General features: G+C 76.8%; 25 protein-coding genes and 1 pseudogene. 18 read left to right on the forward strand and 8 right to left on the reverse strand.

The features are described from left to right. Window positions 1-712: 712 nt before the first annotated feature. A complete protein-coding gene (locus AB6N23_RS08875) occupies window positions 713-1216 on the forward strand; it encodes an FBP domain-containing protein (RefSeq protein ID WP_412865727.1) in 504 nt (167 codons plus the stop codon). Window positions 1217-1316: 100 nt separating this feature from the next. On the opposite strand, the gene AB6N23_RS08880 is transcribed toward AB6N23_RS08875, so the two are convergent. The 3 genes from AB6N23_RS08880 to AB6N23_RS08890 all read right to left on the reverse strand — a co-directional run bounded on the left by AB6N23_RS08880 (window position 1317) and on the right by AB6N23_RS08890 (window position 4526). Beyond that, the gene (locus AB6N23_RS08880; protein WP_412865728.1) at window positions 1317-2189 is read right to left on the reverse strand and encodes an alpha/beta fold hydrolase; all 873 of its coding nucleotides are present in this window, start codon (window positions 2187-2189) and stop codon (window positions 1317-1319) included. A gap of 91 nt (window positions 2190-2280) precedes the next feature. Further along, complete coding sequence (locus AB6N23_RS08885) at window positions 2281-2973, reverse strand: response regulator (RefSeq protein WP_412865729.1); 693 nt, start codon at window positions 2971-2973, stop codon at window positions 2281-2283. Further along, complete coding sequence (locus AB6N23_RS08890) at window positions 2970-4526, reverse strand: sensor histidine kinase (RefSeq protein ID WP_412865730.1); 1557 nt, start codon at window positions 4524-4526, stop codon at window positions 2970-2972. Before AB6N23_RS08890 ends, AB6N23_RS08885 begins: the two co-directional genes overlap by 4 nt. A 137-nt stretch (window positions 4527-4663) precedes the next feature. On the opposite strand from AB6N23_RS08890, the gene AB6N23_RS08895 reads away from it, so the two are divergent. From AB6N23_RS08895 to AB6N23_RS08940, 10 genes are all read left to right on the forward strand, one after another. Continuing rightward, on the forward strand, window positions 4664-5416 hold the full coding sequence (locus AB6N23_RS08895; RefSeq protein ID WP_412865731.1) for a VOC family protein: 753 nt from the start codon (window positions 4664-4666) through the stop codon (window positions 5414-5416). 141 nt (window positions 5417-5557) lie between these two features. Then, window positions 5558-5653, forward strand: a complete 96-nt coding sequence (locus AB6N23_RS08900; RefSeq protein WP_412865732.1) for a putative leader peptide — start codon at window positions 5558-5560, stop codon at window positions 5651-5653. Between the two features lie 261 nt (window positions 5654-5914). Then, entirely contained in the window at window positions 5915-7321 is a 1407-nt protein-coding gene (locus AB6N23_RS08905; protein WP_412865751.1) for a dicarboxylate/amino acid:cation symporter, read from the forward strand. 217 nt (window positions 7322-7538) lie between these two features. After that, entirely contained in the window at window positions 7539-8609 is a 1071-nt protein-coding gene (locus tag AB6N23_RS08910; RefSeq protein ID WP_412865733.1) for a response regulator, read from the forward strand. Next, window positions 8606-9574 carry an ATP-grasp domain-containing protein gene (locus AB6N23_RS08915; RefSeq protein ID WP_412865734.1) on the forward strand — a complete coding sequence of 323 codons (969 nt, stop codon included), beginning with the start codon at window positions 8606-8608 and terminating at the stop codon, window positions 9572-9574. Before AB6N23_RS08910 ends, AB6N23_RS08915 begins: the two co-directional genes overlap by 4 nt. Further along, window positions 9571-10341 (forward strand): PHP domain-containing protein, encoded by a 771-nt coding sequence (locus AB6N23_RS08920; RefSeq protein ID WP_412865735.1) that lies wholly within the window; start codon window positions 9571-9573, stop codon window positions 10339-10341. Before AB6N23_RS08915 ends, AB6N23_RS08920 begins: the two co-directional genes overlap by 4 nt. Next, the gene (locus AB6N23_RS08925; RefSeq protein ID WP_412865736.1) at window positions 10338-11825 is read left to right on the forward strand and encodes a glycosyltransferase family 2 protein; all 1488 of its coding nucleotides are present in this window, start codon (window positions 10338-10340) and stop codon (window positions 11823-11825) included. Before AB6N23_RS08920 ends, AB6N23_RS08925 begins: the two co-directional genes overlap by 4 nt. Beyond that, complete coding sequence (locus tag AB6N23_RS08930) at window positions 11822-12013, forward strand: hypothetical protein (RefSeq protein WP_412865737.1); 192 nt, start codon at window positions 11822-11824, stop codon at window positions 12011-12013. Before AB6N23_RS08925 ends, AB6N23_RS08930 begins: the two co-directional genes overlap by 4 nt. Continuing rightward, entirely contained in the window at window positions 12010-13878 is a 1869-nt protein-coding gene (locus AB6N23_RS08935) for a sensor histidine kinase (protein ID WP_412865738.1), read from the forward strand. The genes AB6N23_RS08930 and AB6N23_RS08935 overlap by 4 nt, the downstream gene beginning before the upstream one ends. 67 nt (window positions 13879-13945) lie before the next feature. Then, window positions 13946-14233 carry a hypothetical protein gene (locus tag AB6N23_RS08940; protein WP_412865739.1) on the forward strand — a complete coding sequence of 96 codons (288 nt, stop codon included), beginning with the start codon at window positions 13946-13948 and terminating at the stop codon, window positions 14231-14233. Here AB6N23_RS08940 and AB6N23_RS08945 read toward each other — a convergent pair. The 4 genes from AB6N23_RS08945 to AB6N23_RS08960 all read right to left on the reverse strand — a co-directional run bounded on the left by AB6N23_RS08945 (window position 14230) and on the right by AB6N23_RS08960 (window position 19372). After that, window positions 14230-16521 (reverse strand): glycoside hydrolase family 65 protein, encoded by a 2292-nt coding sequence (locus tag AB6N23_RS08945; RefSeq protein ID WP_412865740.1) that lies wholly within the window; start codon window positions 16519-16521, stop codon window positions 14230-14232. The genes AB6N23_RS08940 and AB6N23_RS08945 overlap by 4 nt on opposite strands. Window positions 16522-16636: 115 nt before the next feature. Beyond that, window positions 16637-17833 (reverse strand): DNA polymerase IV, encoded by a 1197-nt coding sequence (dinB, locus tag AB6N23_RS08950; protein WP_412865741.1) that lies wholly within the window; start codon window positions 17831-17833, stop codon window positions 16637-16639. A gap of 64 nt (window positions 17834-17897) precedes the next feature. Next, the gene (locus AB6N23_RS08955) at window positions 17898-18923 is read right to left on the reverse strand and encodes a DUF2891 family protein (RefSeq protein WP_412865742.1); all 1026 of its coding nucleotides are present in this window, start codon (window positions 18921-18923) and stop codon (window positions 17898-17900) included. Beyond that, on the reverse strand, window positions 18881-19372 hold the full coding sequence (locus AB6N23_RS08960; RefSeq protein WP_412865743.1) for a DoxX family protein: 492 nt from the start codon (window positions 19370-19372) through the stop codon (window positions 18881-18883). Before AB6N23_RS08960 ends, AB6N23_RS08955 begins: the two co-directional genes overlap by 43 nt. Window positions 19373-19768: 396 nt before the next feature. Between AB6N23_RS08960 and AB6N23_RS08965 the strand changes: the two genes are divergently transcribed. From AB6N23_RS08965 to AB6N23_RS08995, 7 genes are all read left to right on the forward strand, one after another. Next, window positions 19769-20767, forward strand: a complete 999-nt coding sequence (locus tag AB6N23_RS08965; protein WP_412865744.1) for a hypothetical protein — start codon at window positions 19769-19771, stop codon at window positions 20765-20767. Beyond that, window positions 20764-21261 carry a phage holin family protein gene (locus AB6N23_RS08970; protein WP_412865745.1) on the forward strand — a complete coding sequence of 166 codons (498 nt, stop codon included), beginning with the start codon at window positions 20764-20766 and terminating at the stop codon, window positions 21259-21261. Before AB6N23_RS08965 ends, AB6N23_RS08970 begins: the two co-directional genes overlap by 4 nt. After that, window positions 21258-21965: a DUF3618 domain-containing protein gene (locus tag AB6N23_RS08975; RefSeq protein WP_412865746.1), complete on the forward strand. Its 708-nt coding sequence runs from the start codon at window positions 21258-21260 to the stop codon at window positions 21963-21965. Before AB6N23_RS08970 ends, AB6N23_RS08975 begins: the two co-directional genes overlap by 4 nt. A 195-nt stretch (window positions 21966-22160) precedes the next feature. Next, a complete protein-coding gene (gene rlmC, locus AB6N23_RS08980; protein ID WP_412865747.1) occupies window positions 22161-23285 on the forward strand; it encodes a 23S rRNA (uracil(747)-C(5))-methyltransferase RlmC in 1125 nt (374 codons plus the stop codon). Window positions 23286-23317: 32 nt separating this feature from the next. Then, window positions 23318-24385, forward strand: coding sequence for an LLM class flavin-dependent oxidoreductase (locus AB6N23_RS08985; protein ID WP_412865748.1), 1068 nt, complete (start codon window positions 23318-23320; stop codon window positions 24383-24385). A 43-nt stretch (window positions 24386-24428) separates the two neighbouring features. Then, a complete protein-coding gene (locus tag AB6N23_RS08990; protein ID WP_412865749.1) occupies window positions 24429-25160 on the forward strand; it encodes an alpha/beta fold hydrolase in 732 nt (243 codons plus the stop codon). 124 nt (window positions 25161-25284) lie between these two features. After that, complete coding sequence (locus tag AB6N23_RS08995; protein WP_412865750.1) at window positions 25285-25701, forward strand: DUF5684 domain-containing protein; 417 nt, start codon at window positions 25285-25287, stop codon at window positions 25699-25701. Window positions 25702-25811: 110 nt separating this feature from the next. Here the strand turns inward: AB6N23_RS08995 and AB6N23_RS09000 are convergent. Continuing rightward, a pseudogene (locus AB6N23_RS09000) lies at window positions 25812-26481 on the reverse strand (NYN domain-containing protein); the annotation flags it as partial.

Below are 26481 nucleotides of genomic sequence, written 5' to 3' on the forward strand. Positions count from 1 at the left end.
GTCGACGACGGGTCAGGCGCAGCCGCGCGGCGAGGGCGGACGTCGTCCGCAGGCCGCCGGTGCGCGTGGCGCGGCGCCCGCGTCGTCCGGCACGGGCGGTGCGGTGCGGATGTCCATGGGCAGCCGCGCCGGCGCCCGTCGCCCGCGCTGACGCAGGCTCACGTCGGCCCCCTGGCGACCACAGGCGGCTGACCGACGGCGCCGACCCCACGGGGGCGGCGCCGTCGACGTACGCCGCGAGAGGCGTACCATCGACGACCGGCGCCGCACCACGCGGCCGCCGGACAGGGCCCGGGACGACCGGGCAGCGGACGGGGACCGGCAGGACCGGCCCCGACCCGACGGACCGGTCGACGACCGGCGGGACGAGGGAGCGAGACGTGCGGGACGAGACCGCGGGGCGCGAGGTGGCCGTGCAGGCCTGCTCGGCGTCCGCGCGCGATCGCGTCGCGCACCTCTGACACCCGGACCCACCGCCTCGCGCGGGTGACGTGCCGGCGGCCCCGCCGCCCCGTCCCCGCGCCGGCGACGGCAGGACGCGCACGGCACCGCCGTGCCGGCGTCCGTGCGCCCGGGGCGTCGGAGGGCGGACGCGCCAGCCCGCCCCCGCCGCCGACCCGCGCGCCGAGCACGCTCGCGCGTCCCGGCCCGGCCGTGCGCTCCGCGCACCCGCGCCCGGCGGCTCCCACCAGCCACGGAAGCCGAGCCCGACATGCACCCCCTGACCGAGAAGCAGATCCGCGACTCCTTCGTCAACGCCAGCCGCCGCGAGGCGACGCAGGCGACCCTGCCCGACCTCGACGCCCTCGACTGGGACCGCCTCGACTACCTCGGCTGGCGCGACCGCAAGGCGCCCCTGGCCGCCTACGTCGTGCTGGAGGTCGACGGCGAGCCGACCGGCGTGCTGCTGCGCTCCGGCGACCGCACCCGCCACCGGCGCCGTGCCGTGTGCGCGTGGTGCGAGGACGTGGTCGTCACCGACGACGTCACGCTCTACGTCGCGCGCCGCGGCGGGGCGTCCGGCCGGCGCGGCAACACCATCGGCACGCTCATCTGCACCGACTTCCTGTGCTCCGCGAACGTGCGGCGCCCGCCGACGCGCACCGAGGCCGGGTCCGACGTCGAGGCGGTCCGTGCGGAGATGGTCGCGCGCCGGATCGCCGGTCTGCGCGAGCGCTCGGCGCGCTTCGTCGGCGAGGTCCTGAGCACCCGCTGACGCACCCGCGACGCTGCGGAGCGCCGGGGGCCGACCACGGTGTGCAGCGTTCGTCGCGTCCTGCGTGACGAACGCTGCACACCGCCAGGGCCGGGCGCCGTCAGGCGCCCAGGACCTCGCGCAGGCGCGCCGCGAACTCCTCCGGCTTGCCCGGCATGCCGAACTCGTCACCGAGGAACCCGCCGTGCCCACCGGGGAACACCTCGACGGTCGTGCCGAGGAGGTCGGCGAGCGACTGCGTCGCGCGGCCGGTGATGATCGCCAGGCTCTCCTCGCCGGCGGCGAGGACGATGCGCGTCTGTGACGCACGCAGCGCGTCGACGTCCGGCTCGTAGCCCGAGACGGCCTTCGAGGCGTCGGACAGCAGCGGGTCGTCGCGGGTGCCGTCGTCCTCCGTCGGCATCCCGAACTGGGCCGGGTCGGGCAGCTCGGCGAGGAAGTCCTCGGGGAACTCGCCCTCCCACGACGTCATGACGATGAAGGCCGCCATGCCGGCGCCCCAGCCGCGCTCGGCGTACGCGGCGCTGACCCGCGCGTCCGCGGCGAGGGCCCGCTCGGCGTCGGGAAGGAGGTGGACGAGGGGCGGCTCGTGCGCGACGAGCGTCGCGACGTCGTCGGGGTACGCGGTCACCCAGGCCAGCCCGGTGACCGCCCCGCCGCTGGAGCCGAACAGCTCCACGGGTCCGGTCCCGAGCTCGGTGACGAGTGCGTGCAGGTCCTCCGCCTGCTGCCGCGGGTCCTGGCGGTCCGTGCCGTCCGTGCGTGTGCTGCGGCCGAGGCCGCGCGGGTCGTACGTGACGACCGTGCGGTCGGTCAGGTAGGTCGCGAGCGTGCCGAACCCGGACGCGTCCATCGGCTGGCCGATCAGGACGAGCGGCGGCCGGCCGTCGGCCGTCGGCAACGGGCCGCGCACGTCGTACGCGATCGTCGCGCCAGGGACGTCGAGGGTGCGGTACGTCGTCGTGTCGGTCATGGTGCTTCTCCCTCTCCGGGCTCCCGCGGTCGCGGTGCGTCCACTGGCGTCCGACCGGTGGGCGCCGGCGAACTCATCGGGGGCGCGCGGGTCAGCCCGCGGGACGTCCCGACCGGCCGACGCCCACGACGCCCGTCTCGTACGCCAGGACGACGGCCTGGACGCGGTCGCGGACGCGGAGCTTGGCGAGGATGTTCCCGACGTGCGTCTTCACGGTCGCCTCGGACAGGAACAGCGTCGTCGCGATCTCCCCGTTCGACAGGCCCTCGGCGACGTGCTGGAGCACCTCGAGCTCGCGCGGCGTCAGCTCTCGGAGCCGCGGGTGCACCCCGTCGTCGTCGGCGCCGTCCTGCACCGCCGGGAGCTGGCCGGAGAACATCTCGAGCATCCGCCGCGTGACGCGCGGCGACACGACGGCGTCGCCGGACGCGACCGACCGGATCGCCGCGACGAGCTCCGCGGGCCGGGCGTCCTTGAGCAGGAACCCGCTGGCGCCCACGCGCAGGGCGGCGAACGCGTACTCGTCGAGGTCGAAGGTCGTGAGGATCAGGACGCGCGTGCCGGGGTGCGACGCGACGAGGCGCTCGGTGGCGTCGATGCCGTTCATGCCCGGCATGCGCACGTCCATGAGCACGACGTCCGGCCGCAGCGCCGCGACCTGCTCGATCGCCGCGCGGCCGTCGCCCGCCTCGCCGACGACCTCCAGGTCGTCCTCCGCGTCGAGCACGAGGCGGAACCCCATGCGCAGCAGCGCCTGGTCGTCGACGAGCAGCACCCGGGTCATGCGTCCTCCATGGTGGCGGTGGTGGTGGTCGGGCGGGGGGCGGGGGGATCGACGGCCGCGGCGGCCGGCGGCGCGTCGGCCGGCCGCGCGCCGACCGGGTCCGCAGCGGGCAGGTCGGTGGGGAAGGGCAGCCGCACGTGCACGCGCCAGCCGCCCTCGGGCCGCGGGCCGGCGTCGACCGTGCCGCCGTAGACGGCGGCACGCTCGCGCATGCCGATGAGGCCGCGGCCCGAGCCGCCCGCGTCGGGCACGGGGCCGCGCGGGCCGTCGTCGAGCACCGCGACCTCGACCGCGTCGGCCGTGCGCGTGAGGCACAGCTGCACGCGCGGCGTGCCGGGCGCGTGCCGGAGCGCGTTGGTCAGCGCCTCGGCCACCACGCGGTGCACGGCGATCTGCAGGGTCGCCTCGGCCGGCAGCGCGGTGTCGAGCCCGCGGGCGTCGACGGGCAGGCCCGCCGTACGGAACCGGTCGACCAGCGCGGCGAGGTCGTGGCTGCCGGGCTGCGGCGCCAGCGGCGCGCCGTCGTCGTCGAGCACGCCGAGCACGCGGCGCATCTCCGCGAGCGCCGAGCGGCCCGTGGCCGACAGCTCGTCGAGCGCCGTGCGGGACAGGTCCGGGCTCCGGCGCAGGGCCGCCGACGCGCCGTCGGACAGCGCGATCATGACCGAGATGCTGTGCGCGACGACGTCGTGCATCTCGCGGGCGATGCGCGTGCGCTCCTCGGACCGGGCGATGCGGGCCTGCTGGTCGCGCTCGCGGGCGAGGGCGTTGGTGCGGGCGACGAGCTCGGCGACGTGCAGGCGGCGGTTGCGCACGCTCGTGCCGATCGACGTGGCGATGAGCATCATCGCGAGCTGCGACGACGAGCCGACGACGCGGGACGTGACGGGGCTCATCGTGTCCGGGGTCGGGACGGGCGTCCCGTCGGGCAGGAGCTCCGGTGCCGCCGTCGGACCGGACCCGTCCGACGGGGCCGGGACCGCCCGCTCGGCGGTCGCGGCGCCCGCGGTGGCGTCCACCGTCGCCGTCGCCAGGTCGGGCGCCTGCCACAGCCACATCGCCCCCGCCAGCACGAGGAACGTGGCGCCGAAGGTCAGCCACGTGACGCGCGGCGCGCGGTTGGCGGCGACGGCGTAGACGGCGAACGTGAGGGCGAGGTCCAGGGTGCCGACCTGGCCGGACACGGCGAGCGACAGCCCCCCGAGGACGGCGATGACCCCGGCGACGAGCACCGGCCGGTGCCGGCGCCACGCCAGCGCGGCGCCGCCGAGCACCACGCCCAGCACGGTCACGGTGACGACGCGCTCCACCTGGCTCTCGGTCATGCCGGCGGCGGCCGTCCCGAGGTCCGCCGACAGCACGCCGAGCACGAGCGCGGGCAGGGCGTAGACGACGACGACCACGGCGTCCATGGCGCCGGGGTGCACGACGAAGAACCGCCGCACCGGCCCGAGCCGCCGCGCCTGGATCTCCGTGAGCACGGCCGGGTGCGACCCGGACGGCGTGACGGCCGGTGCCGCGGGCAGCGGGGCGGGTGGGGGAGCGGTCGTCACGCCGCCACCCTGCCACCGTCCGGGGCGGCCGCGGCACCGTCGACGGGTGGAGCCGCAGGCCCGGGGCTCAGCATCGAGGAGGAGGGCGATGGACGAGGGGGAGCGCGCGCCGGCCGCCACGGCGGTAGCGTCCCCGCGTGCCCGTGGTGTGGACGACCGCCTTCCTCGACCTGCCGGCCGCCGTGCACGAGGCCGGGACGGCGTTCTGGTGCGCGGCGACGCGCAGCACGCGCTCCCCTGCGCGCGGGTCGGCGGGTGAGTTCGCGACGCTGCTCCCGCCCGACGGCGACGCGTACCTGCGGGTGCAGCGCACCGGCGACGTGCCGCGGGTCCACGTCGACGTGCACGTGGCCGACGTCGCCGCGCACGCGGCGCTCGCGCGCGACCTCGGCGCCACCGAGCTGCACCGCGAGGACCACGTGGTGCTCGCGTCGCCCGGCGGGTTCGTCCTCTGCCTCGTCCCCGACGGCGGCGAACGACGTCGGCCGGAGCCCGTGGCCGGCCCCGGGGGCGGCGCGCAGCGGGTCGACCAGCTGTGCCTCGACGTCCCGGCGGCGCTGCTCGACGCCGAGCGCGCGTTCTGGCCGGCGCTGACCGGGTGGCCGGCGCGCACCGGCGCGCGGCCGGAGTTCACGGTCCTCGAGCGTCCGGCGGGGATCCCGCTGCGGCTCATGCTCCAGCGGCTCGGGGACGACGACCCGCGCACGACCGTGGGCGCCCACCTCGACCTGGCGTGCGGCCCGACGCGTGCCGCGGTCGCCGCGGAGCACCTCGCCCTCGGCGCCGCGCACGTCGCCGAGGGGCACGGCTGGACGGTGCTCCGCGACCCGGCCGGCCAGGTGTACTGCCTGACGGGCCGCGACCCCGTCACGGGTCTCGTGCCGCGCTGACCACGTCGGCCGTGCCGCCCGCCGTGCGCGGGAATGAAGTCCCGTGGGAGGGTGTTGGAACCCACGGCCGGGACGATGCGGCTGTGACGACGGGACCGCGACGACGAGATCGCGACGACGACACCGGGGAGGACGCCGCACGTGAGCACGTGGCACCTGACCGAGCGCCGCGCCGTCGACCTCCGCCGGGTCGCCAGCGCGCTCTGTCGCACCTCCCCGTGCCCCTGCGCGCACTGACGCCCTCCGCTCGCTGAGCCCCGGCGCCGCCCGCACCGCGGCACGTCCCGCGCCGCGCCGACCGGCCCCGCCGGCGTCCGCAGGCCCCCGGCCCCGCGCCGGACCGCCGTGCCCCTCGGGGGGCCGGCCCCCGCACCCCCCCGCGTGACGAGACCCGCACGCACGCCGACCGGCGCCCCCGCGCGCCTGCTCGAAAGGCACCGACCCGTGTCCACCAGCTCCACCACCGCCACGCCCGCGCCGTCCCGGCGCCGGCTGCGGATGCCGTCCTTCACCGTCCAGGTGCTCCTCGGCCTCGGCCTCGGCGTCCTGCTCGGCTGGATCGCCCTGCGCATGGGCCCCGTGAACGCCGACGGCGACCCGAACTGGCTGACCACGACGCTGAGCGAGATCGGCTCGGCCTTCGTCACGCTGCTGCGCGCGATCGTGCCGCCGCTCGTGTTCCTCGCGATCGTCGCGTCGATCGCGAACCTCCGGCAGGTCACCAACGCGGCGCGGCTCGCCGGGCAGACCCTGCTGTGGTTCGCGATCACCGCCGCGATCTCCGTGGTCGTCGGCATCACGCTGGGCCTGGTCTTCCGGCCGGGCGCGAACACCACGCTCAGCACGGAGGAGGCGACCGAGCCGGGCACGACCGGCAGCTGGCTCGACTTCCTGAACGGTCTCATCCCGGGCAACTTCCTCGGCCTGGGCGGCGAGACGAGCGTCGAGGCCGGCGCGGACGGCGCCCTGAGCGCCGACACGTCGATCTCGTTCAACGTGTTGCAGATCGTCGTCATCGCGCTCGTCGTCGGCATCGCCGCGCTGCGCACGGGCAAGGCCGCCGAGCCGTTCCTCGCGTTCAGCCGCTCGGCGCTCGCGGTCGTGCAGAAGGTGCTGTGGTGGGTCATCCGCCTGGCGCCGCTCGGCACCCTGGGCCTCATCGGCCGCGCCGTCGCGACGTACGGCTGGGACCTGCTCGCGCCGCTCGCGACGTTCGCCGCCGCGATCTACACCGGGCTCGCGATCGTGCTGTTCGTGGTCTACCCGGTGCTGCTCCGCACGAACGGCCTCAAGATCGGCGCGTACTTCCGCGGCGCCTGGCCGGCGATCCAGCTGGCCTTCGTCTCGCGCTCGTCGATCGGGACGCTGCCGGTGACGCAGCGCGTCACCGAGCGCAACCTCGGCGTCCCCGCCTCGTACGCGTCGTTCGCCGTGCCGCTCGGCGCCACGACCAAGATGGACGGCTGCGCCTCGATCTACCCCGCGATCTCCGCCATCACCGTCGCGCAGCTCTTCGGTGTCGACCTCTCGATCACGGACTACCTGCTCATCGCGTTCGTCTCCGTGGTCGGCTCGGCCGCGACCGCCGGCCTCACCGGGGCCGTCGTGATGCTGACGCTCACGCTGTCGACGCTGGGCCTGCCGCTCGCCGGCGTGGGCCTGCTGCTGGCGATCGACCCGATCCTCGACATGGGCCGCACCGCGGTGAACGTCGCCGGGCAGGCGCTCGTGCCGACGATCGTCGCCAAGCGCGAGGGCATCCTCGACGTCGGCCGGTACGAGTCGGCGCGCGTCGACGACCTCTTCACCGACGAGGTGCAGGAGGCGCGCGAGGAGTCGGCGGAGTCCGACGCCACGGACGCGACCGTCCCCGCCCGCGAGGGCGCGGTGGGCGCGCGCGCCTGACGGCGCACGTCCCGACCGGACGCCCCGGCACCCACGGGTGCCGGGGCGTCCGTCTGCGCGGTGCGCCGGTCGACGGCCCGTACACCGGGTGAGACCGTGCCCGGCTCGTCCGAAACGTCCGAAAGGCCTGGTCAGACGGCTGTCCAGGTCGGCGTCGCCCGTGTGCCGGGGCCCCGCGAGCGGGTTAGCGTTGCTCGAGCGTCGGGGGGAGAAGAGGGTGGCGGGGGAGCAGTACGAGGTCCTCGTGGTCGAGGACGACGTCGACACCGCGCAGTACGTGCGCACGGTGCTGAGCCGGCGTGGCGGCATGTCGGTCACGGTCGTGCACGACCCCGCGTCGGCCCTCGCCGAGGTGGCGCACCGGACGTTCGACGTGGTGGTCACCGACATCCAGATGCCCGGCATGAGCGGCCTCGAGCTGCTCGTCGAGCTGCGGTCCCGGGCCCCGGGCGTCCCGGTGGCCGTCATGACGGCGTTCGCGACCGTCGACTACGCGGTCGAGGCGCTGCGGCGCGACGCCGACGAGTTCCTCGTCAAGCCCGTCGCCGCCGGCATGCTGCTCGAGCGCGTCATGGCCCTCGCGGCGGAGGGGCGCCGGCGCGCGACCGCGAGCTCGGGGGCGGTCGTGCTCGCCGTCGGTGCGCACCCGGACGACGTGGAGATCGGGGTGGGCGCGACGCTCGCGTCGCACCGGGCCGCGGGCGACACCGTCGTCGTGCTGACGATGTCCGGCGGGGCGGTCGGCGGCGACGCCGACGTGCGACGGCGCGAGGCGCTCGCCGCGTCCGCCGTCATCGGTGCCCGGCTGTTCCTGCACGACTTCCCGGACACGCGGATGGCGCAGACGGACGGCCTGATCGGCGTCGTCGAGCAGACCGTGGCCGACGTCCAGCCGACGATCTGCTACACGCACTCGAAGAACGACCGGCACCAGGACCACCGGGCGGTGCACGAGGCGGTCGCGGTCGCGACGCGCCGCGTGCCGTCGCTCGCGTGCTTCCAGAGCCCGTCGGCCACGGTCGACTACCGGCCCGACCGGTTCGTGCCCGTCGACGGGTTCGTCGACACGAAGCTCGAGATGCTCGCGGCGTTCGCGTCGCAGGCGCACCGCGACTACCTGCAGCCCGACGTCGTGCGCGCCACGGCGCGGTACTGGTCGCGGTTCGGCACCGGCACCTACGCGGAGCCGCTCGAGACGGTGCGGTCCGCGGCGGCGGTCGGCGGGGGAGAGCGCGCGGCGGCACCCGCCGCGCGGGGTCGGCAGCAGGACGAAGGGGTGGTGGCATGACCCGGGTGCTCGTCACGGGAGCCGGCGGACCCGCCGGGGTTGCCGTCATCCGCTCGCTGCTGCGGCGCGGGGACGTCGACGTGCTGGCGGCGGACATGGACCCCTGGGCCAGCGCTCTCTACCTCGTGCCGGCCGCGCACCGGCGCCTCGTCCCCGCCGGGCGGGCGGACGACTTCGTCGACGTGGTGCGCGCGATGTGCCGCGAGGACGAGGTCGACGTGCTCTTCGCCACCGTCGACGTCGAGCTGCCGCGCCTGGCCGCGGCCCGCGACGACCTCGCGGCCGCGGGCACGCTGCTCGCGGCACCGTCGCTCGCGACGATCGAGACGTGCCTCGACAAGCTGGCGCTCGCCCGCGCGTGCGAGCGCACGGTCCGCACGCCGCGGACCGAGCTGGTCGGCACGCCGCAGGCGCTCGACGGCTGGCAGTTCCCGGTCATCGTCAAGCCGCGCCGCGGCGCCGGCTCGCGCGGCGTGCGCACGGTCGCGTCCGCGGCCGAGCTCGACGCCGTGCACGCCGAGGAGGACCTGCTCGTGCAGGAGCTCCTGCCCGGCGACGAGTACTCGGTGGACGTCCTCGCGGCGCCCGACGGGCACGTCGTGGCCGCCGTCCCGCGGGCCCGCACGCGCGTCGACTCGGGCGTGGCCGTGGCCGGCGTGACGCTGCACGACGTCGACCTCGTCGAGACGGCCTCGGCCGTGGCGCGGGCCGTGGGGCTGACGTCCGTGGCGAACGTGCAGCTCAAGCGCGACGCGGACGGGGTCCCGGCGCTGCTGGAGGTCAACCCGCGGTTCCCGGGCGCGATGCCGCTGACGATCGCGTCGGGCGTCGACATGCCGTCGCTGGTGCTCGACGCCGTGCTCGGCCGGCCCGTCCCGGACCGCGTCGAGCACCGCGCCCTGGCCAACGTCCGCTACCTCGAGGACGTGTTCCTGCCGGTCGAGGACGTCCTGGGCCCGCGATGAGCGCCGACCGCACCGCCACCGCACCCGCGGCGGGCACGCCGCGGCTCGACGAGGACCACCACGTCCACTCGACGTTCTCGGACGACGCGGTGTCGACGCCCGCGGAGAACCTGGCGGCCGCGCGGAGCGCCGGCCTGCGGCGCATCCGCATGGTCGACCACGTGCGGACGACGTCGACGCACGTGCCGGACATGCTCGCGGCCGTCCGCGCGCTGCCCCCGGTCGACGGGCTCGAGGTGCTGACGGGCGTGGAGGCCAAGGTCCTCGACGTCGCGGGGGCCGTCGACGCGCCCGCCGACGTGCTGGCCGCGCTCGGGACGCCCGACGGCCCGGACCGCGTGCTGCTCGCCGACCACCAGCTGCCCGGTCCCGACGGGCCGTGGAGCCCGCGCCTCGTGCGCGAGCGCCTCGACGCCGGCGCGGTGCGCCCGGCCGACGTCGTGGAGATGCTCGTCACCGCCACGGCGCGGGCCGTCGAGCGCACCGGCCGCGCGCAGCTGGCCCACCCGTTCTCGGTGCTGCCCAAGGTCGGCCTGTCCGAGGACGACGTGCCCGACGCGCTGCTCGACGCGCTCGCCGCCGTGCTGGTCGCCACCGGCACGCCGGTCGAGGTGAACGAGAAGTGGGCGTGCCCCGGACCGCGGGTGCGCGCACGCTGGGCGGGGGCGGGCGTGCTGCTCGTCGCCTCGACCGACGCGCACGTCGCCACGGACGTGGGCGTCTACCGCCGGCTCGCGCCGGCCCGTGGGACCGGGGGGACCGCATGACGGGGGACGTGCTCCACGGCGTGCTCGTGGGTCTGCTGGTGGCGTGCGTCGCCGTCGGCGTCGTGCCCGCCATCGGCGGGCTCTACCAGTACGCGCTGCTGCCCGTGCACGCGTGGCGCAACCACCTCCCCGCGGCGGCGCCGTACCTGCCGAACGTCGCGGTGCTCATCCCCGCGTGGAACGAGGGCGCGGTGCTGCACGCGTCGATCGAGCGGCTCATGCGGCTGCAGTACCCGCCGGAGCGGCTGCGCGTGTACGTCATCGACGACGCGAGCACGGACGACACCCCCGACGTGGTGCGGGCCGAGGCGGAGCGCTACCCGGGACGCGTGATCCACCTGCGCCGCGAGCAGGGCGGCCAGGGCAAGGCGCACACGCTCAACCACGGCATCCGCGAGGTGCTCGCCGACGACTGGATGCAGGCGCTGCTCATCACGGACGCCGACGTCATCTACCGGCCCGACGCGCTGCGCCGCATGACGCGCCACCTCGCCGACCCGACGATCGGCGCCGTCACCGCGTACATCCGCGAGGGCAGCAGCAAGCCGGGCGGCGTCGCCCGCTTCATCGGCTACGAGTACGTGACCGCGCAGGCGTGCGCCCGGCGCGCGCAGAACGTCATCGGCGCGCTCGCGTGCCTCGCCGGCGGTGCGCAGCTGCACACCCGCGAGAACCTCGAGGCGCTCGGCGGCCGCATCGACACGACCACCCTCGCCGAGGACACCGTCACGACGTTCCTCACGCAGATGGACGGCCGGCGCGTCGTCTTCGACGGCTCGGCGGTGGTGCTCGCGGAGGAGCCCGACTCGATCCGCGCGCTGTGGAAGCAGCGCGCGCGGTGGGGCCGCGGGAACGTGCAGATCACGAAGCGCTTCCGCCGCGTGTGGTTCCGCCCGTCGCGCACGCACCGGCTCGGGTCGTTCGGCTTCGGGCTCGTGTGGTTCTCGACGTACGCGCTGCCGTTCACGCTGATCCTGTCGTCCGTCGGGCTCATCGGGCTGCACTTCGCCGAGCCGACACTGGCGACCGAGCTGTTCGGCAACCTGTGGTGGGTCGGCATCGCGGCGTACGTGTACCTGACGGTGACGGCGCTGCTCGTCGACCTCGACACGGCCCGGCGGTCGTGGTTCGAGGGCCTGACGTTCCCCGGCTTCGGCGCGCTCGTGCTCATCGTCGCGGCCGGCTTCCCGCAGTTCTGGGAGGACGTGGTCCCCGGCTGGTTCGGCGTCGAGCTCAGCGCGGGCGGCCGCGAGGCGTGGCTCCTGCTGCTGTACTCGTGGCCCGCGTTGTCCATGGTGATGGCGCACGTCGTCCGCGGCCTCGAGGGGCGCCGCTGGGTCGGGTGGCTGTCCCGCCCGCTGCTCTACGTCGTCGGGTACGGGCCCGTGCTGTGCGCGATCACGCTCGACGCCTACGTCAAGGAGTGGCGCGGCGACGCGATGGTGTGGGACAAGACCGAGAAGACGGGGAGGGTGGCGGCATGAGCGCACCCCGGCCCGAGCGGGCCGACCCGCCCGCGACGCGCACGCAGCGGTGGGCGACGCTCACCCCGGACGCGCTCGAGGACGAGATCGAGGCGAACCGGCGCGGCGAGCGCTGGGTCGTCGTCGCGTCGGCCGCCGGCGCGCTGGCGACCGCCGTCGCGGTCGTCCTGCAGGCCGTGACGCGGTGACCGACGCCCGCACCGCGCGCGCCGGGGTCGACGGCACCCCGGCGCCCCCGGAGAGGCCGGCGACGCGGGCGCGGGAGGCGCCCGCGCCCGACTGGGCCACGTCGTCGTCGCGGCTGCTGCGCGCGGTCTCGCGCCGGCTCGGGCCCGACGGCACCGTCCTCGAGCGGCAGCTGCCGTTCGCCGTCCTGTTCGTGGTCGCGGCGGCGACGCTGTGGCTGCCGGGCGTCGACATCACGGCACCCGCCGCGGTGGTGGTCGCCGTGGTCCTCACCGTCGCGTCGCTCGTGCTCGCCCTCGCCGTGCCGTGGCGGCGCGTGCGCAGCGGCGCGCAGGACCTCCTGCCGCTGCTGCAGATCGCGGCGGTCGCGGCGCTGCGCGTCGGCACGGGCGGGCTCGCGTCGCCGTACGCGGCGCTCGTCTACATCCCGGTGATCACGCTGAGCGCGCGTCCGGGGCGCACGCGCATCCTCGTCGCCACCGTCGGCACGGCCGCCACGGTGGCGGTGTCGGCGGTGCTCGACCCGCACGTCGAGCAGGACGTCGTCGCGCTGCGCAGCTTCCTCGTCGCGGCGAGCGCGCTGGCCGTGAGCGTGCTCGTGCACGAGACCACCGAGCGGATGCGTGCGCACAACCACCGGCTCGCCGCGCTCCAGGCCGAGCAGGCCGAGCTGCTGGCGCGCACCCGCGAGTCGGCCGTCGAGCTGCAGCGCGCCGCCAGCGCGCACCGGGCGGCGCGCGACCAGCTCGTGTCCGTCATCGACTCCGCCACCGAGCAGGCCATCATCGCGACCGACCGCGAGGGCCTCGTCGAGATCTTCAACCCGGGTGCGGAGCGCCTGCTCGGCTACCCGCAGGGCGGGGTCGTCGGCCGCATGCACCTGACGGACTTCCACCTGAGCGCCGAGATCGACGACCGGCGCGCGCGGCAGCGCTCGGCGCCGGCACGTCACGGCGACGGCCCGCTCGCCGAGCAGCGGGACCTCGTCGACGCGCTCGTCGCCCCCGTGCGCGCGGGCAGCGCGGACGTCCGGGACTGGACGTACGTGCGCGCGGACGGCGCGCACGTCACGGTCCGGCTCGCCGTGACCCGGCGCCTCGAGGCAGACGGATCGGTCGGCGGGTACGTCGTCGTCGCCACCGACGTCACGGCGGAGCGGGAGGCCGCCCGGCTCAAGGACCAGTTCCTCGGCCTCGTCAGCCACGAGCTGCGCACGCCCCTCACGTCGGTGCTCGGCTACCTCGAGCTGCTCCTCGACGGCACGGAGCCCCTCAGCGACGAGCAGCGCGAGTACCTCACCGTGGTGGAGCGCAACGCCCGCCGGCAGCTGCGGCTCGTCAGCGACCTCCTGCTGTCGGCGCAGGTGGACGCCGGGACCTTCGCGATCACCCCGCAGGCCGCCGACCTCGGCGCGGTCGCGCGCGCGTCGCTCGCGTCGGCGGCCCCCGCGGCCGAGCAGGCGCGCGTCACGCTCGTCCCGGCCATCGAGGACGCCCCGCTGCAGGCCGACCCCGTGCGCCTCGGCCAGGTCGTCGACAACCTCGTGTCCAACGCGCTGAAGTTCACGCCGCAGGGCGGCTCGGTGCGCGTCGAGGTCGCGCCGACCGCCGAGGGCGGCGCGCACCTCGCCGTGTCCGACACCGGCATCGGCATCCCCGCCGACGAGCTGGGCAACCTCGCCTCGCGGTTCTTCCGCGCGACGAACGCGGCACGCCGCGCCATCCCCGGCGTCGGCCTCGGCCTGTCCATCACGAAGGCGGTCGTCGACGCGCACGGCGGCCGGCTCGACGTGCAGAGCACGGTGGGGGAGGGCACGACGTTCCTCGTCACCCTGCCGCCGGCGCCGCCCGCCCCGGACGGCCGCTGAGGCGCGCGCCCACGGCGGACGGGGGCGCCGGTGCCGCTGCGTCGGTGCCCGGGCGTAGCGTCGGGGCATGACGACCGACGTGCGGCCCGCCGCGGGACGGTTCGACGACCTCGCGCGGGTGGTGGGCCCGCGGCGGCCCGGCGCCGGCACGTGCTGGTGCACGGCGTACCGGGACTCGGGCGTCCCGAACGACGAGCGTCCGGCGTACATGAGCGCCCTGTGCGACACCGAGCCCGGCCCGGGCGTGCTCGTCTACGTCGACGACGAGGTCGCGGGCTGGTGCTCGGTCGCGCCGCGCAGCACGTACCGGCGCCTCCTGCGCTCGCGCGAGCTCGGGGCGGCGGGCCTGCCCTAGGTGCGCGGCTCCCGGCCCGGCGGCTGACGCGGGGGCGTCGGCTCGGCGACCGGCTCGAGGGCGCGGCGCACCTCGGGCTCCGCGGACGTCAGGACGAGCGGCTCGTCGCCGTGCCGCAGCGGCAGCCGGTCCCCGGTGAGCAGCCGGTAGGTGACCTCGTCGCGGCGCGCGTCGACCTCCAGGCGGGACCCGTCCGCCTGCACGCGGAAGACGAGGCGCGAGACGCCCGGCGGGAGCCGCGGCGCGAGCCGCACCGCCGTGCCGTCCAGGCGCAGCCCGCCGAAGCCGGACACGAGCGCGTCCCACGTGCCCGCCATGGCCGCGACGTGCACGCCCTCCTGCGTCTCGCGGCGCAGGTCGTGCAGGTCGAGGAACGCACACTCCCGCGTGTACGCGTGCGCGAGCGTGAGGTGCCCGAGCTCGGCCGCGACGACGGCCTGCACGCTCGCCGACAGCGACGAGTCCCGCACGGTCAGCGGCTCGTAGTAGGCGAAGTCGCGGCGCTTCTGCTCCGTGCTGAACCGGTCGCCCGCCACGACGAGCGCGAGCACGAGGTCCGCCTGCTTGACCAGCTGGTGCCGGTACAGCTCGGTGTAGTGCACGCGGTCCTCGTACGGCGTCCAGCCGTCGGGCCCGCGCGCGAAGTCCCACCCGGGGTGCCGGGTGAAGCCCGCGGACTGCTCGGTGACCCCGAGGTCGTCCGCGTAGGGCACGACCACGCGGTCGGCGGCGGCCGCCCAGCGGGCGCGCTCCGCGTCGTCGACACCGAGGCGCCGGGCGTCGTCCGGCCGGCGTCCCGTGACGTCGACGGCGGCGGCCAGCGACCGCGCCACCACCAGGTTGGTGTACGTGTTGTCGTCGACGACGGCGGTGTACTCGTCCGGGCCCGTCACCCCGTGCAGGTGGAACGCGCCGTCGGCGTCGTGGTGCCCGCGCCCCATCCAGAACCGGGCGCCGTGCACGAGGAGGTCGACGCCGATCTCCCGCTCGAGCTCGGTGTCCCCGGTGACGGCGACGTGGCGGACCAGGGCGAGCGTGATGTCGGCGGTGACGTGCACCGCCGCGGTGCTGGCCGGCCAGTAGCCGGAGCACTCTGTCCCGGTGATCGTGCGCCACGGGAACGCGGCACCCGGCAGGCCCAGGGTGCGCGCCCGCTCCACGGCCCGCGGCAGCGTCGCGTGCCGCCAGCGCAGGTGCGCCGCCGCGGCCGTCGGCAGGACGTGGTCGAGCACCGGCAGCACGAAGCTCTCGGCGTCCCAGAACGTGTGCCCGTGGTACCCCGTGCCGGTCAGCCCCTTCGCGCGCAGCCCCGTGCCCTCGACCGCCGCGGCCGCCTGCACGGTGTGCAGGACCGCGAGCCGCACGGCCTGCTGGAGCTCGTGGTCCCCCTCGACGACGACGTCCGCGCGCTCCCACACGTCGTCGAGGAAGGCGCGGTGCTCCGCCTCGAGCGCGTCGTCGCCCGCGTCGGCCGCGTCGGACAGCACCGCGCGGGCGTCGGCGAGGAGGTTCTCGACGGGGCGGCGCCCGCACGCGTACGCCGCGTGCGTCGTCACCCGCACGGCGCCGCCCGCGCCGAGGTCCGCCTCGAGCGCGCGGCCGTGCGGTGCGGACGCCCACCGGTGCCGGGCGTCGCCGGACGCGGACACGGCGTGCGCCGTCGCGAGCACCGCCCCGACGCCCGCGAGCACCGTGCGCTGCGCGACCCACGTCGCACCGTCCTCGTGCCCGCACGCCTCCGTGACCAGCCCGGGGCCGGACGCGTCCGACGACGGCCCCGCGCAGCCCGGCACGGGCCGCACGCGGACCCGGGCCCCGCGCGGCGCGCGCACCTCGTACGTCGCGACGACCAGCTCGCGCCGCACGAGCGACACCCAGCGGCGCGTGCGCACCTCGACGGTCGTGCCGCCCGGGGACGTCCACACGGCCTCCCGCTCGAGCACCCCGGTGCGCAGGTCGAGCCGCCGCTCGTGGTGCTCGAGGGTGCCCGTGCGGACGTCGAACGGCTCGTCGTCGACGTCCAGGGCCACGCCGCACGCGTCGACGACCGGCTCGAGCCGGTCCTCGTGGTCCGGGTACCCGTACGCGTGCTCCGCGTAGCCGTGCGGGTACCGCTCGTGCACGGGCGACAGCAGCGTGCCCGCGGGCACCGAGGGGCGCTGCTCCTCCAGCACGCCGCGCACGCCGAGGTGGCCGTTCGCGACCGTGAGCAGGGCCGCGGTGCGGGCGAGGTCGTCGACGTCCAGCGTCGGTTCGCGGAGGACCCAGGGCTCGACGGTCAGCGGCACGGGCACAGTGGACCACGGTCCCCGGTGCTCCGCACGGGCGGTCGGGCGCCCCGGCCCGGGGTGCGCGGACGCGGGCGCGGTACGGGATATGCGGGTGCCGGGCCGGTGCGCGCCGTCATCCCGGCAGCTGCGGCACCGCGAACCCCTCGCCCGTGCGCAGCAGGCTCGCACGCACGACCGCCCCGCTGCCGAAGCGCTGCGCCACCGCGTCCGCGGCGGTGTCGAGCGGGGACCGGTCGGCGTGCTCGAGCGGCAGCAGGTCCTGCACCGCGTCGTCCGAGCCGAGGTTGGTCAGCGAGACGCCCACGAGCGTGATCCCGCGCTCACGCACGAGCGGCGCCGCGTCCTCGAGGAGGGCGGTCGCCGCCGCGGCGAGCCGCTCGCCGGAGTCCGTCGCGTGCGCCAGCGTGTGGGACCGCGTGGCGCGGGTGTAGTCCGCGAACCGCAGGCGCAGGACCACCGTGCGGGCGGTCCGGTGCCCGGCGCGCAGCCGGCGCGCCACCCGGTCGACCAGCCCCAGCAGGGCTGACCGGACGTCCGCCGGCGCGTGCGGTCCCGGCCCGAGCGCGCGCTGCGCCCCGACCGACGACCGGCGGCGGTCGGTCACGACGTGCTCCGGCGTGCGCCCGTGCACCACGGCGTGCAGGTGGTGGCCCGCCGCGGGCCCGAGCACGCCCACGAGCACGTGCTCGGGCAGCGCGGCCACGTCCCCGGCGGTGTGCAGCCCGTAGCCGCGCAGGCGCCCCGCGGTGACGTCGCCCACGCCCCACAGCAGCTCGACCGGCAGCGGGTGCAGGAACGCGTCCTCGCCGTCGGGCGGCACGAGCAGCAGGCCGTCGGGCTTGGCCACGCGGCTGGCGACCTTCGCGAGGAACGGCGTGCGCGCCACGCCGACGGTGATGGACAGCCCCACCTCGGCGCGCACGCGCGCGCGCAGCCGTGCGGCGAGGTCCACGGGCGGCGTCGCGTCGAGGCGGTGCAGGCCGCCCACGTCGAGGAACGCCTCGTCGATCGAGACGCCCTGCACCGCCGGCGTCAGGTCGTGGAACACCGCGAAGACGGCGCGGCTCGCCTCCACGTACGCCTCGAAGCGCGGCGGCACCACGACGAGGTCGGGGCACGCGACCCGCGCCGCGCGGCCGCCCATCGCGGTGCGGACGCCGCGCCGCTTCGCCTCGTACGACGCCGCCAGCACGACGCCGCCGCCCACCGCCACGGGACGGCCCCGCAGGCGCGGGTCGTCCCGCTGCTCGACCGACGCGTAGAACGCGTCCAGGTCGGCGTGGAGGATCGCGGCGCGGGGCTCGGGCACGAACACATGTTCGACCCTGCCACCGACATCGGCGCGTCCGGTGCTCGACGCGCGGACCCACGTCTCAGCCGCCGGCCACCGCGTCCCAGGCGAACGACGCGAGCCAGTGCGTCGCCACGAAGTCCGGGTTGTCGAGCGCCCGCAGCCCGACGGCGAGGAGCTCCTCGCCCGCCGCGCGCAGTGCCGGGTCGTCCAGCGCCGCGCCCAGCCGCAGCAGCGCGCCCGCGCGCGAGAGGTTGAGCCCGTCCAGGTGCACCGCGTACCCGTCCGTCGGGTCGACCACGCGCACGGGCCGCGCGAGCTCGAGCGGCCGGGGCAGGAAGCCCGTCCACCACGCGTGCAGCGCGTCCGCCGGCAGGACGCGGGCCATCAGGTCGGCCTCGGCGAGGCCGGGGGACAGGAAGTCGTGCCCGCTGGTCTCCCAGCGGGTCGCCCAGTCGCGGTCGTCGCCGTACAGCCGGACCGCCTCCTCGCGCAGCCGGCGGGCGGTGTCCGTGAGGCCCAGGTCGTCCGCCGCCGTCAGCAGCAGGGCGAGCCCGAACGCGGTGTTGGAGTGCACGCCGTGGCGGACCGGCAGCTCGACGCGCGCCAGCCACGGGACGGCGAGGTCGAGGACGGTCGCCGCCAGCGGCGCCGTCGCGTCCGCCCACGCCGCCGCGTCGGCGTCACCGGCGTCGGCGGCCGCGCGGCACGACGCCGCCAGGCGCGCCGCCCAGGCCCACCCGTACGGACGCTCGAACGCCGGGTGCGCCCGCAGGTACGCCACCTCGCCGGCGACGCGGCCGGCGGTGAGCGTCGTGCCGAGCAGGGCGCGCAGGGCCGCGTCGGCGTGCCCGGCACGCAGCACCTCGACGCCGAGCCAGTGCATGTGCACGCACGAGTGCCAGTCGAACGACGTGTGGAACGCGGGGTACAGCTCGGCGGGGGTGCGCACGTCGTCGGCCGCGGACGCCAGGTGCACGAGGTGGTACGGCCACGGTGTCGTCAGGTTGGCGCGGACGACGGCCGCGGCGACGGGGGCGAGGTCGGCGGGCGTCGGCACGCGCGTCACGCGCCCGGGCGGCGCGTGGCGCCCCGAGCGGCGCGCCACGCCCGGAAGGTGCGCCACGCCCCGGTCGACCACAGCGCCCACAGCACGAGCAGCGGCTGGAAGGGCAGGCGCGCGAGCCGCTTCGCGTCCGAGTCGAGGCCGAACGCGTCGGTCCCGGTCACGTACTGCGACACGTTGCCGGGGAAGACGGCGACGAAGAACGCCGCGACGACGCCGCCGACCACCGGGCGCCAGCGCCGCGGCGCCGCCACCAGGGCCGTCCCGAGGGCCAGCTCGACGACGCCCGAGGCCACCACGGTGACGTCCGGGTCGAGCGGCACCCACCCGGGCACCTGCGCCTGGAAGTCCTGCCGCGCGAACGACAGGTGCCCGGTGCCGGCGAACGCCAGCGCCGCGCCCAGCAGCACCCGTGCGACGGTCCGCGCCGGCCCGTCGGGGCCCGGACCTGCCGGGCCGGGGGGTGCGGCGGGTCCTCGGGCTGCGGTCACGGGGCCTCCTGGTCGCGGGGACGTCCACCCGACCGTAGGCCGCGCCGTGCCGGACCGCGCGCGGACCACGGCCGGGCGCCCGGGCGGCCGGTCCCGGGCGGCCCGGCCGCCCGGTGCGTCCCGTTCCGGTGGCGGGACCTGGACGGCGTGCCTAGCGTCGCTGTACGAGCCGGCCGCGGGGGTGCGCACCCCGCGGACCGGGATCAGGTCCGGGGTGCGCACCCCGGGACACGGCGCGCTCGTCGCGCCGACCAGGTCGAGCAGACGGCCACCAGCACACCGTCCCGCACGGCGACCGCCAGGTCGTCGCGACGGCACCCCCTGCCCTCGCAGCGGGACGGCGAACGACTCCAGCGGTCCGACGGGTGCACGCACCCGTGGTGAGAGGACGACGACATGAGCACCGACTACGCAGCCGGCCAGCCCGGTGGCGCCAGCAGCGGCACGGGATCGGCCACGCAGACCGCCAAGGACACCGCCCAGGCGGCGCAGCAGGAGGCGGCCGGCGTCGCCCAGAGCGCGGCCGAGAGCGGCCGCACCGTGGCGCACGAGGCCAAGGACCAGGCCCGGCAGGTGACGGCCGAGGCGAAGGAGCAGGCCCGCGGCCTGCTCGACCAGGCCCGCACCGAGGTCAGCGGCCAGGCCGGCGCCCAGCAGAAGCGCCTCGCCGACGGCCTGCGGGGCCTCGGCGACGAGCTCGCCCGCATGGCCGACAGCTCCGAGGGCGGCGGCCTCGCCACCGACCTCGCGCGTCAGGTCGCCGACCGGACCGGCACGGCCGCGTCCTGGCTCGACGAGCGCGAGCCCGGCGAGCTGATCACCGCCGTCTCCGACTTCGCACGCCGCCGGCCGGGCGTCTTCCTGGCCGTCGCGGCCGGTGCGGGCCTGCTGGCCGGGCGCCTGACGCGCGGCCTGAGCGCGGCGTCCGACAGCGGCTCCACGTCGGGCGAGGTGACGACGACGGGCACGTCGGGCGAGGTGACGACGACGGGCACGACGACGGGCACGACGACGCCGACGAGCGGCACGGTCGGCGGCACGTCGGCCGGCTACGCGACCGGTGCCGGCTACGCGACGGGCGCCGGGTTCGCGGGCGGCACGGCCGCCGGCGCGGACGACCTGGGCACGACCGGCCCGCTGCCCACCGGCTCCGTCGCCGACGACGCCTCGACCGTCGCCGGGCAGGGCGCGTGGGGGACGCCCGCCGCCGAGGAGCCCGAGTACCTCGCGGCGTCGCGCGCCGTGTACGGCGAGGGCGCCGCGCCCGACGAGACGGTCGGCGGCCCCGCGCCGGTGCAGACCACGCCCGGCGGCATCCCGGACGACGAGGCCGGCCTGGGCGGCACCGCGACCGGTGAGCCGTGGAGCGGTGTCGAGCGGGAGGACCAGCGATGACCACCGGGTACGGGCCCACCGACCCCGTGGGCGCCGCGGGCCCCGCGGGCGCGGCCGGCTACCCGGCGGGCACGCCCGCCGGCGCGGCCGGTCCCGCCGGTGACGGCGACGACCGCCCGTCGATCGGCACGCTGCTGGGCGAGATCACGCAGGACCTGTCGACCCTCTTCCGCCAGGAGGTCGAGCTCGCGAAGGTCGAGCTCACCGACCAGGCGAAGAAGGCCGGCACGGGCGCCGGCATGTTCGGCGGCGCAGCGGTCGCCGCGAACCTCGCGCTGGTGTTCGTCTCCGTCTCGCTGTGGTGGGCGCTCGGCGCCCTCATCAACCGGGGCTGGTCGGCCCTGGTCGTGGCGATCCTCTGGGGAGTCGTCGCGCTGGTGCTCGCCAAGCGCGGGCAGAAGCAGGTCAAGCAGGTCGGTGGCGCACCGCGCACGGCCGAGACCCTGAAGAAGATCCCCAACGCCGCCCGAGGACACGAGGAGAAGAACCGATGAGCACGAGCGACCCGGACCAGATCCGCGCCGACATCGAGCGCACCCGCGCGGACCTCTCGGCCAACGTCGACCAGCTGACGGACAGCGTGAACCCGAAGACGGTCGCGCACCGCAAGGCCGACGAGGTGAAGAGCCGGCTGACCGACGTGAAGGAGCGGGTCATGGGGACCGTCAGCGACGCGGGCCACTCGGTGGCGGACACGGCGCACGGCGTCAAGGAGTCGGCCTCGTCGACGGGCTCGTCGGTCGGCGGCTCGCTGGCCGACGCGCCCGGGCACGTGAAGGACGCCGCCGCGGCGGCGCCCGCACGCGCCAAGGAGGCGGCCGCGGGCAACCCGCTCGCCGCGGGCCTCATCGCCTTCGGCGTCGGCTGGCTCGCGGGCTCGCTCCTGCCGGCCTCGCAGAAGGAGACCCGTGCGGCCACGGCCGTCAAGGAGAAGGCGCAGGACCTCGCGCCGGCCGTCAAGGGCGTCGCCCAGGAGGCGGCCCAGAACCTGCGGGAGCCCGCGCAGGAGGCCGCGACCGCGCTCAAGGAGCGCGCCACGGAGGGCGTCGAGCACGTCAAGGGCGTCGGCCAGGACGAGGCGGCGTCGGTCAAGGACGAGGCGCAGGGCGCGCGCGACCGCGTCCAGGGCAACGTCCAGTCCGCCACCGGCCAGGACCAGGACCGGGGGAGCGAGGCGTACAGCCCGCAGGGCTACTGACCCACCGCGGTCGCCACGGCGCGGCGGTCCGGTCCCTCGGGGACCGGACCGCCGCGCCGCGTCGTGCCGACGGTGCTCGTGCGGGTTCGCTCGTGCCGGGTCGCTCGTGCCGGAGGTCGTCGTGCCCGGGCCGGCCGTGCCCGGCGTGGCGGGACTCACCCCGGTGACGCGGCGGCGGGCGCCTACCCTGGACGGATGCGCTGCGCCTACTTCGACGCGGGCGTGTGCGGGTCGTGCACGCTGCTCGCGCAGCCGTACCCGGCGCAGGTCGCCGACAAGGAGCGGCGCGTGCGCGTCCTGCTCGGCGACCCGGCGGGCCTGACGTGGCTGCCGCCCGTCACCAGCGCCGAGGCGGGCTTCCGGAACAAGGCGAAGATGGTCGTCGCCGGCACGGCCGACGCGCCGACGCTCGGCATCCTCGACGCGCACGGCCACGGCGTCGACCTGCAGGGCTGCCCCCTGTACCCGGCGCCGCTCTCGGACGCGTTCCCGCCGCTCGCCGCGTTCGTCGTGCGCGCCGGTCTGACGCCGTACGACGTGCCCGCGCGGCGCGGCGAGCTCAAGCACCTGCTCGTCACCGTCAGCCCCGGCGGCGAGCTCATGGTGCGGTTCGTGCTGCGCAGCACCGAGGCGCTCGCGCGCGTGCGCAAGCACCTCCCGTGGCTGCGGGAGCAGGTGCCCGCGCTGGCCGTGGCGTCGGTCAACGTGCAGCCCGCGCACGCCGCCGTGCTCGAGGGGGACCGCGAGGAGGTGCTGACCGAGCGCACGACGCTGCGGATGCACGTCAACGGGCTCGACCTGCACCTGCGGGCGCGCAGCTTCTTCCAGACCAACACCGAGGTCGCTGCCGCGCTGTACCGGCAGGCGACCGCGTGGGCGGACGAGGTCGCGCCGGCGACGGTGTGGGACCTGTACTGCGGCGTCGGCGGGTTCGCCCTGCACATGGCCCGGCCGGGACGCGCGGTGGTCGGGGTCGAGTCGAGCGCCGAGGCCGTCGCGAGCGCCGAGCAGTCCGCGCGCGAGGCCGGGCTGACCGGCACGCGCTTCCTGGCCGGCGACGCCACGGCGTTCGCGCTCGCGGCCGACGCGGCGCCCGACCTCGTCGTGGTGAACCCGCCGCGCCGCGGGCTGGGCGAGCCGCTGAGCCGCTGGCTCGAGGCGTCCGGGGTCCGGCGCGTCCTCTACTCGTCGTGCCACGCCGCGTCGCTGGCGCGCGACCTCGCGGCCATGCCGTCCCTGCGGCCGCGGCGCGCGCAGGTGCTCGACATGTTCCCGCACACCGGCCACTACGAGGTGCTGACGCTGCTCGAGCGCGACTGACGCCCGGGAGTGCGCGTGACGCAGGTCCCGGAATGCCCTGGGCGCCCGCCGCGGTTGGCACCGACGTGACCGCGCTCTCCGTGCTCGACCTCGTCCCCGTCCGCGCCGACCAGACCACCGCCGACGCGCTGGCCGCCACGCTGGCACTCGCCCGCGTCGCCGACGAGGTGGGCGCCCGCCGGTACTGGGTCGCCGAGCACCACAACATGCCCGCCGTCGCCGCGACGAACGCGCCGCTGCTCATGGGGATCATCGCCGCCGCCACGAGCCGCCTGCGCGTCGGGTCGGGCGGCGTCATGCTGCCCAACCACTCGCCGCTCGTGGTCGCCGAGCAGGTGGCGCTGCTGGAGGCGGCGTACCCCGGTCGCGTCGACGTCGGCATCGGCCGGGCGCCCGGGTCGGACCCGGTCACCAGCCACCTGCTGCGCCGCGGCCAGCAGTCCGACGGCGTCGACACGTTCGACGACGACGTCGCGACCCTGCGCGCGCTCGTGCGCCCGCAGGGGGTCGAGGTGCGCGTCGGGTCGAGCACCTACCCGCTGCACGCGACGCCGCGCGCCACGACCGTGCCGCAGCTGTGGCTGCTCGGCTCGTCGACGTACTCGGCGCAGCTCGCGGGGCGGCTCGGCCTGCCGTACGTGTTCGCGCACCACTTCGCCGGGCGCGGGACGGGTGAGGCCGTCCGCCTGTACCGCGAGACCTTCGTGCCGTCGGACGAGCTCGCCGAGCCGCGCACCATCGCGGTCGCGAACGTCGCGGTGGCGTCGACCGCCGAGGAGGCGCGCCGGCTGACGCTGCCGCAGGTGCGCACGATGTGGCGGCTGCGCTCCGGCCAGCCGCTCGCCCCCCAGGAGCTCGTCGAGGACGCGGAGGAGAACCCGCTGCCGGCCGCCGCCGAGCCGCTGCTCGCCACGCTGAGCGAGTCGTGGATCGTCGGGGACCCGGCGTCCGCGGCCGCGCAGGTGCGGGACCTCGCCGGGTGGCTGGGTACCGACGAGCTCATGGTCTCGCCCGTCACCGGCGCGTTCCGCGGCACGCCGGCCGACCGCTCGCCGGCGCGCGAGGACACGCTGCGGCTGCTGGCCGACGCGCTGCGCTGACGGCTCGCGCGCGGGTGCCGGCGACCGTCGCTAGCCTGCCCGGATGAGCGAGCCCGCGGCACCGTCCCTGCGTGACCTCGCGGCGCCCGGCGGGCGCGTCGGCCCCCTGTGGGTCGTCGCGCGCGGCTCCGGGCGCCCGCTCGTGCTGCTGCACGGCAACGGCGAGGACCACCACGTGTTCGACCGGCTCGTGCCCTCGCTCGGGCGCGGACGCACGCTCGTCGGCGTCGACTCGCGCGCGCACGGCCGGTCCCCGCGCGGCGACGGCCCGCTGACCATCGCCGCCATGGCGGACGACGTCGCCGCCGTGCTCGACGCGCTGGGCCTGCGGGACGTCGACGTGCTCGGCTTCAGCGACGGCGGGAACGTGGCGCTCGAGCTCGTGCTGCGCCGGCCCGAGCTGGTCGGACGCCTCGTCGTCGTGGGGGCGAACCTCTTCCCGGCCGGGATGACGCGCGCGACGCTGGCGCCGACGGTGGCCGCCGTGCGCGTCCTGCGCGCCGCCTCGCGGGTGCTGCCGGCGCTCGCCGGCGCGGCGGAGCGCACGGCGCTGATGACCGAGCACCCGCAGATCGACCCCGCGGACCTCGCGCGCGTGCACGTCCCGGTGCTGGTCGTGGTGGGGGAGCGGGACGCGGTCCGGCCCGAGCACACGGCTCTGATCGTCGACGCGCTGCCCGACGCGCGCCTCGCCGTCGTCCCGCGCGCCGGGCACTTCCTCCCGGTGCGGCGCCCGCACGAGCTCGCGGCGCTCGTCGAGGGCTTCCTGCTCTGACGCACCCGCCGCCGGGCACCGCCGCCCGGTCTCGTTGAGCCGTTCGGATGGATCGCGTCCCGTCTGGGGGACGAAACGGCGCAATCCCGACATCGGACGGGCGTCCAGCGCTACGGTGCGCGCCATGCTCACCGCACTCACCACGACCGACACCGCCGCCGCTGCCGCGGGCGCCGGCGTCGGCTCCCTCGTCGGTCTCGTCCTCGGCGTCGTCCTCGTCGGGCTGCCGCTCTACGGCATCTTCACCAAGGCCGGCGAGGACGGCTGGAAGGGCTTCGTCCCCGTCCTGAACACGATCGTGCTGCTCAAGATCGCCGGGCGCCCGCTCTGGTGGATCCTGCTCCTGCTCGTCCCCGTCGTGAACATCGTCGTCGCGGTCGTCCTGTGGAACGACGTCGCGAAGTCCTTCGGCCATGGCACGGGCTTCACCGTCGGCCTCGTGCTGCTCCCGCTGATCTTCCTCTACGTCCTCTGGCTCGACGGCAGCACCTACCGCGGCCCGGCCGCGGCGCAGGTGACGGCGAGCCCCGCCGTCGCCTGACGCGCACGCACCACCCGCAGGAACACCTCGCACGCACCACCGGCACGCACGGCCCGGTCGCCCCGCTCGGGGCGGCCGGGCCGTGGTGCGTCACCGCGACGGCGTGCCCGTCAGGCGTCCGCGAGCCCGCCGCCGACCCACGAGCGGATCGCCGCGGCGTCGCCCGACGTCAGCTCCATGCGCGCGCCGCGGCACAGGCCGATGACGTTGTCGGCCCACGCCCGTGCGACGTCCCGCGGCGCGCGCGGCTCCGACAGCGCGAGGCCGACGTACAGCACGCCGGAGATCACGAAGTTCACGGTCGACCGGCCGACCTTGGCGCCCGCCTGCTGGCACGCCTCGTGCACGCGCCGCGACGTCGTCACGCGGTCGAACGGGTGCGCGGACACGTCGGCGGCCAGCGTCTCGAGCAGCACGCGGTACTGCGCCTGGCTCAGGCCCGGCGTGTCGGTCACGGCGATGACCTGGCGCTGCAGGTCGGTCGGGTCGGTGTCCGCGACCGCGCCCGGCAGGTCGGCCTCGCCGAAGCGGCGCGCGTCCCAGACGTGGCCGGGCGGGCGCGTGGAGACGCCGAGCTCGGGCAGCGTGCGGGTCAACCAGGCGGTGAACCCGCCGGCGCCGGCCCACTGCGTGGCGGTCATGCTCGGGTCGGCGGTGAGGGCGGCCTGCGCGACCGCGCCCAGGGGGACGGGGCCGTCGGCCGTGCGGACGTGGCGCAGGACGGCGCGGCGCGCGCGGGCCCCCCCCCGCGACGGGGGGCCGTCAGCGGCGCACGACGGG

Source organism: Cellulomonas pasadenensis, from assembly GCF_047229365.1.
Taxonomy (GTDB): domain Bacteria; phylum Actinomycetota; class Actinomycetes; order Actinomycetales; family Cellulomonadaceae; genus Cellulomonas.

Excerpts from the sequence above, each read along its gene's own strand:
- AB6N23_RS08885 (WP_412865729.1), bottom strand. The coding sequence starts at position 2,973 with ATGACCCGGGTGCTGCTCGTCGACGACCAGGCGCTGCTGCGCATGGGG.
- AB6N23_RS08925 (WP_412865736.1), top strand. The coding sequence starts at position 10,338 with ATGACGGGGGACGTGCTCCACGGCGTGCTCGTGGGTCTGCTGGTGGCG.
- rlmC (WP_412865747.1), top strand. The coding sequence starts at position 22,161 with ATGCGCTGCGCCTACTTCGACGCGGGCGTGTGCGGGTCGTGCACGCTG.
- AB6N23_RS08920 (WP_412865735.1), top strand. The coding sequence starts at position 9,571 with ATGAGCGCCGACCGCACCGCCACCGCACCCGCGGCGGGCACGCCGCGG.
- AB6N23_RS08915 (WP_412865734.1), top strand. The coding sequence starts at position 8,606 with ATGACCCGGGTGCTCGTCACGGGAGCCGGCGGACCCGCCGGGGTTGCC.
- AB6N23_RS08940 (WP_412865739.1), top strand. The coding sequence starts at position 13,946 with ATGACGACCGACGTGCGGCCCGCCGCGGGACGGTTCGACGACCTCGCG.
- AB6N23_RS08990 (WP_412865749.1), top strand. The coding sequence starts at position 24,429 with ATGAGCGAGCCCGCGGCACCGTCCCTGCGTGACCTCGCGGCGCCCGGC.
- AB6N23_RS08985 (WP_412865748.1), top strand. The coding sequence starts at position 23,318 with ATGCCCTGGGCGCCCGCCGCGGTTGGCACCGACGTGACCGCGCTCTCC.
- AB6N23_RS08975 (WP_412865746.1), top strand. The coding sequence starts at position 21,258 with ATGAGCACGAGCGACCCGGACCAGATCCGCGCCGACATCGAGCGCACC.
- AB6N23_RS08965 (WP_412865744.1), top strand. The coding sequence starts at position 19,769 with ATGAGCACCGACTACGCAGCCGGCCAGCCCGGTGGCGCCAGCAGCGGC.
- AB6N23_RS08905 (WP_412865751.1), top strand. The coding sequence starts at position 5,915 with ATGCCGTCCTTCACCGTCCAGGTGCTCCTCGGCCTCGGCCTCGGCGTC.
- AB6N23_RS08970 (WP_412865745.1), top strand. The coding sequence starts at position 20,764 with ATGACCACCGGGTACGGGCCCACCGACCCCGTGGGCGCCGCGGGCCCC.
- AB6N23_RS08995 (WP_412865750.1), top strand. The coding sequence starts at position 25,285 with ATGCTCACCGCACTCACCACGACCGACACCGCCGCCGCTGCCGCGGGC.
- AB6N23_RS08875 (WP_412865727.1), top strand. The coding sequence starts at position 713 with ATGCACCCCCTGACCGAGAAGCAGATCCGCGACTCCTTCGTCAACGCC.
- AB6N23_RS08930 (WP_412865737.1), top strand. The coding sequence starts at position 11,822 with ATGAGCGCACCCCGGCCCGAGCGGGCCGACCCGCCCGCGACGCGCACG.
- AB6N23_RS08880 (WP_412865728.1), bottom strand. The coding sequence starts at position 2,189 with ATGACCGACACGACGACGTACCGCACCCTCGACGTCCCTGGCGCGACG.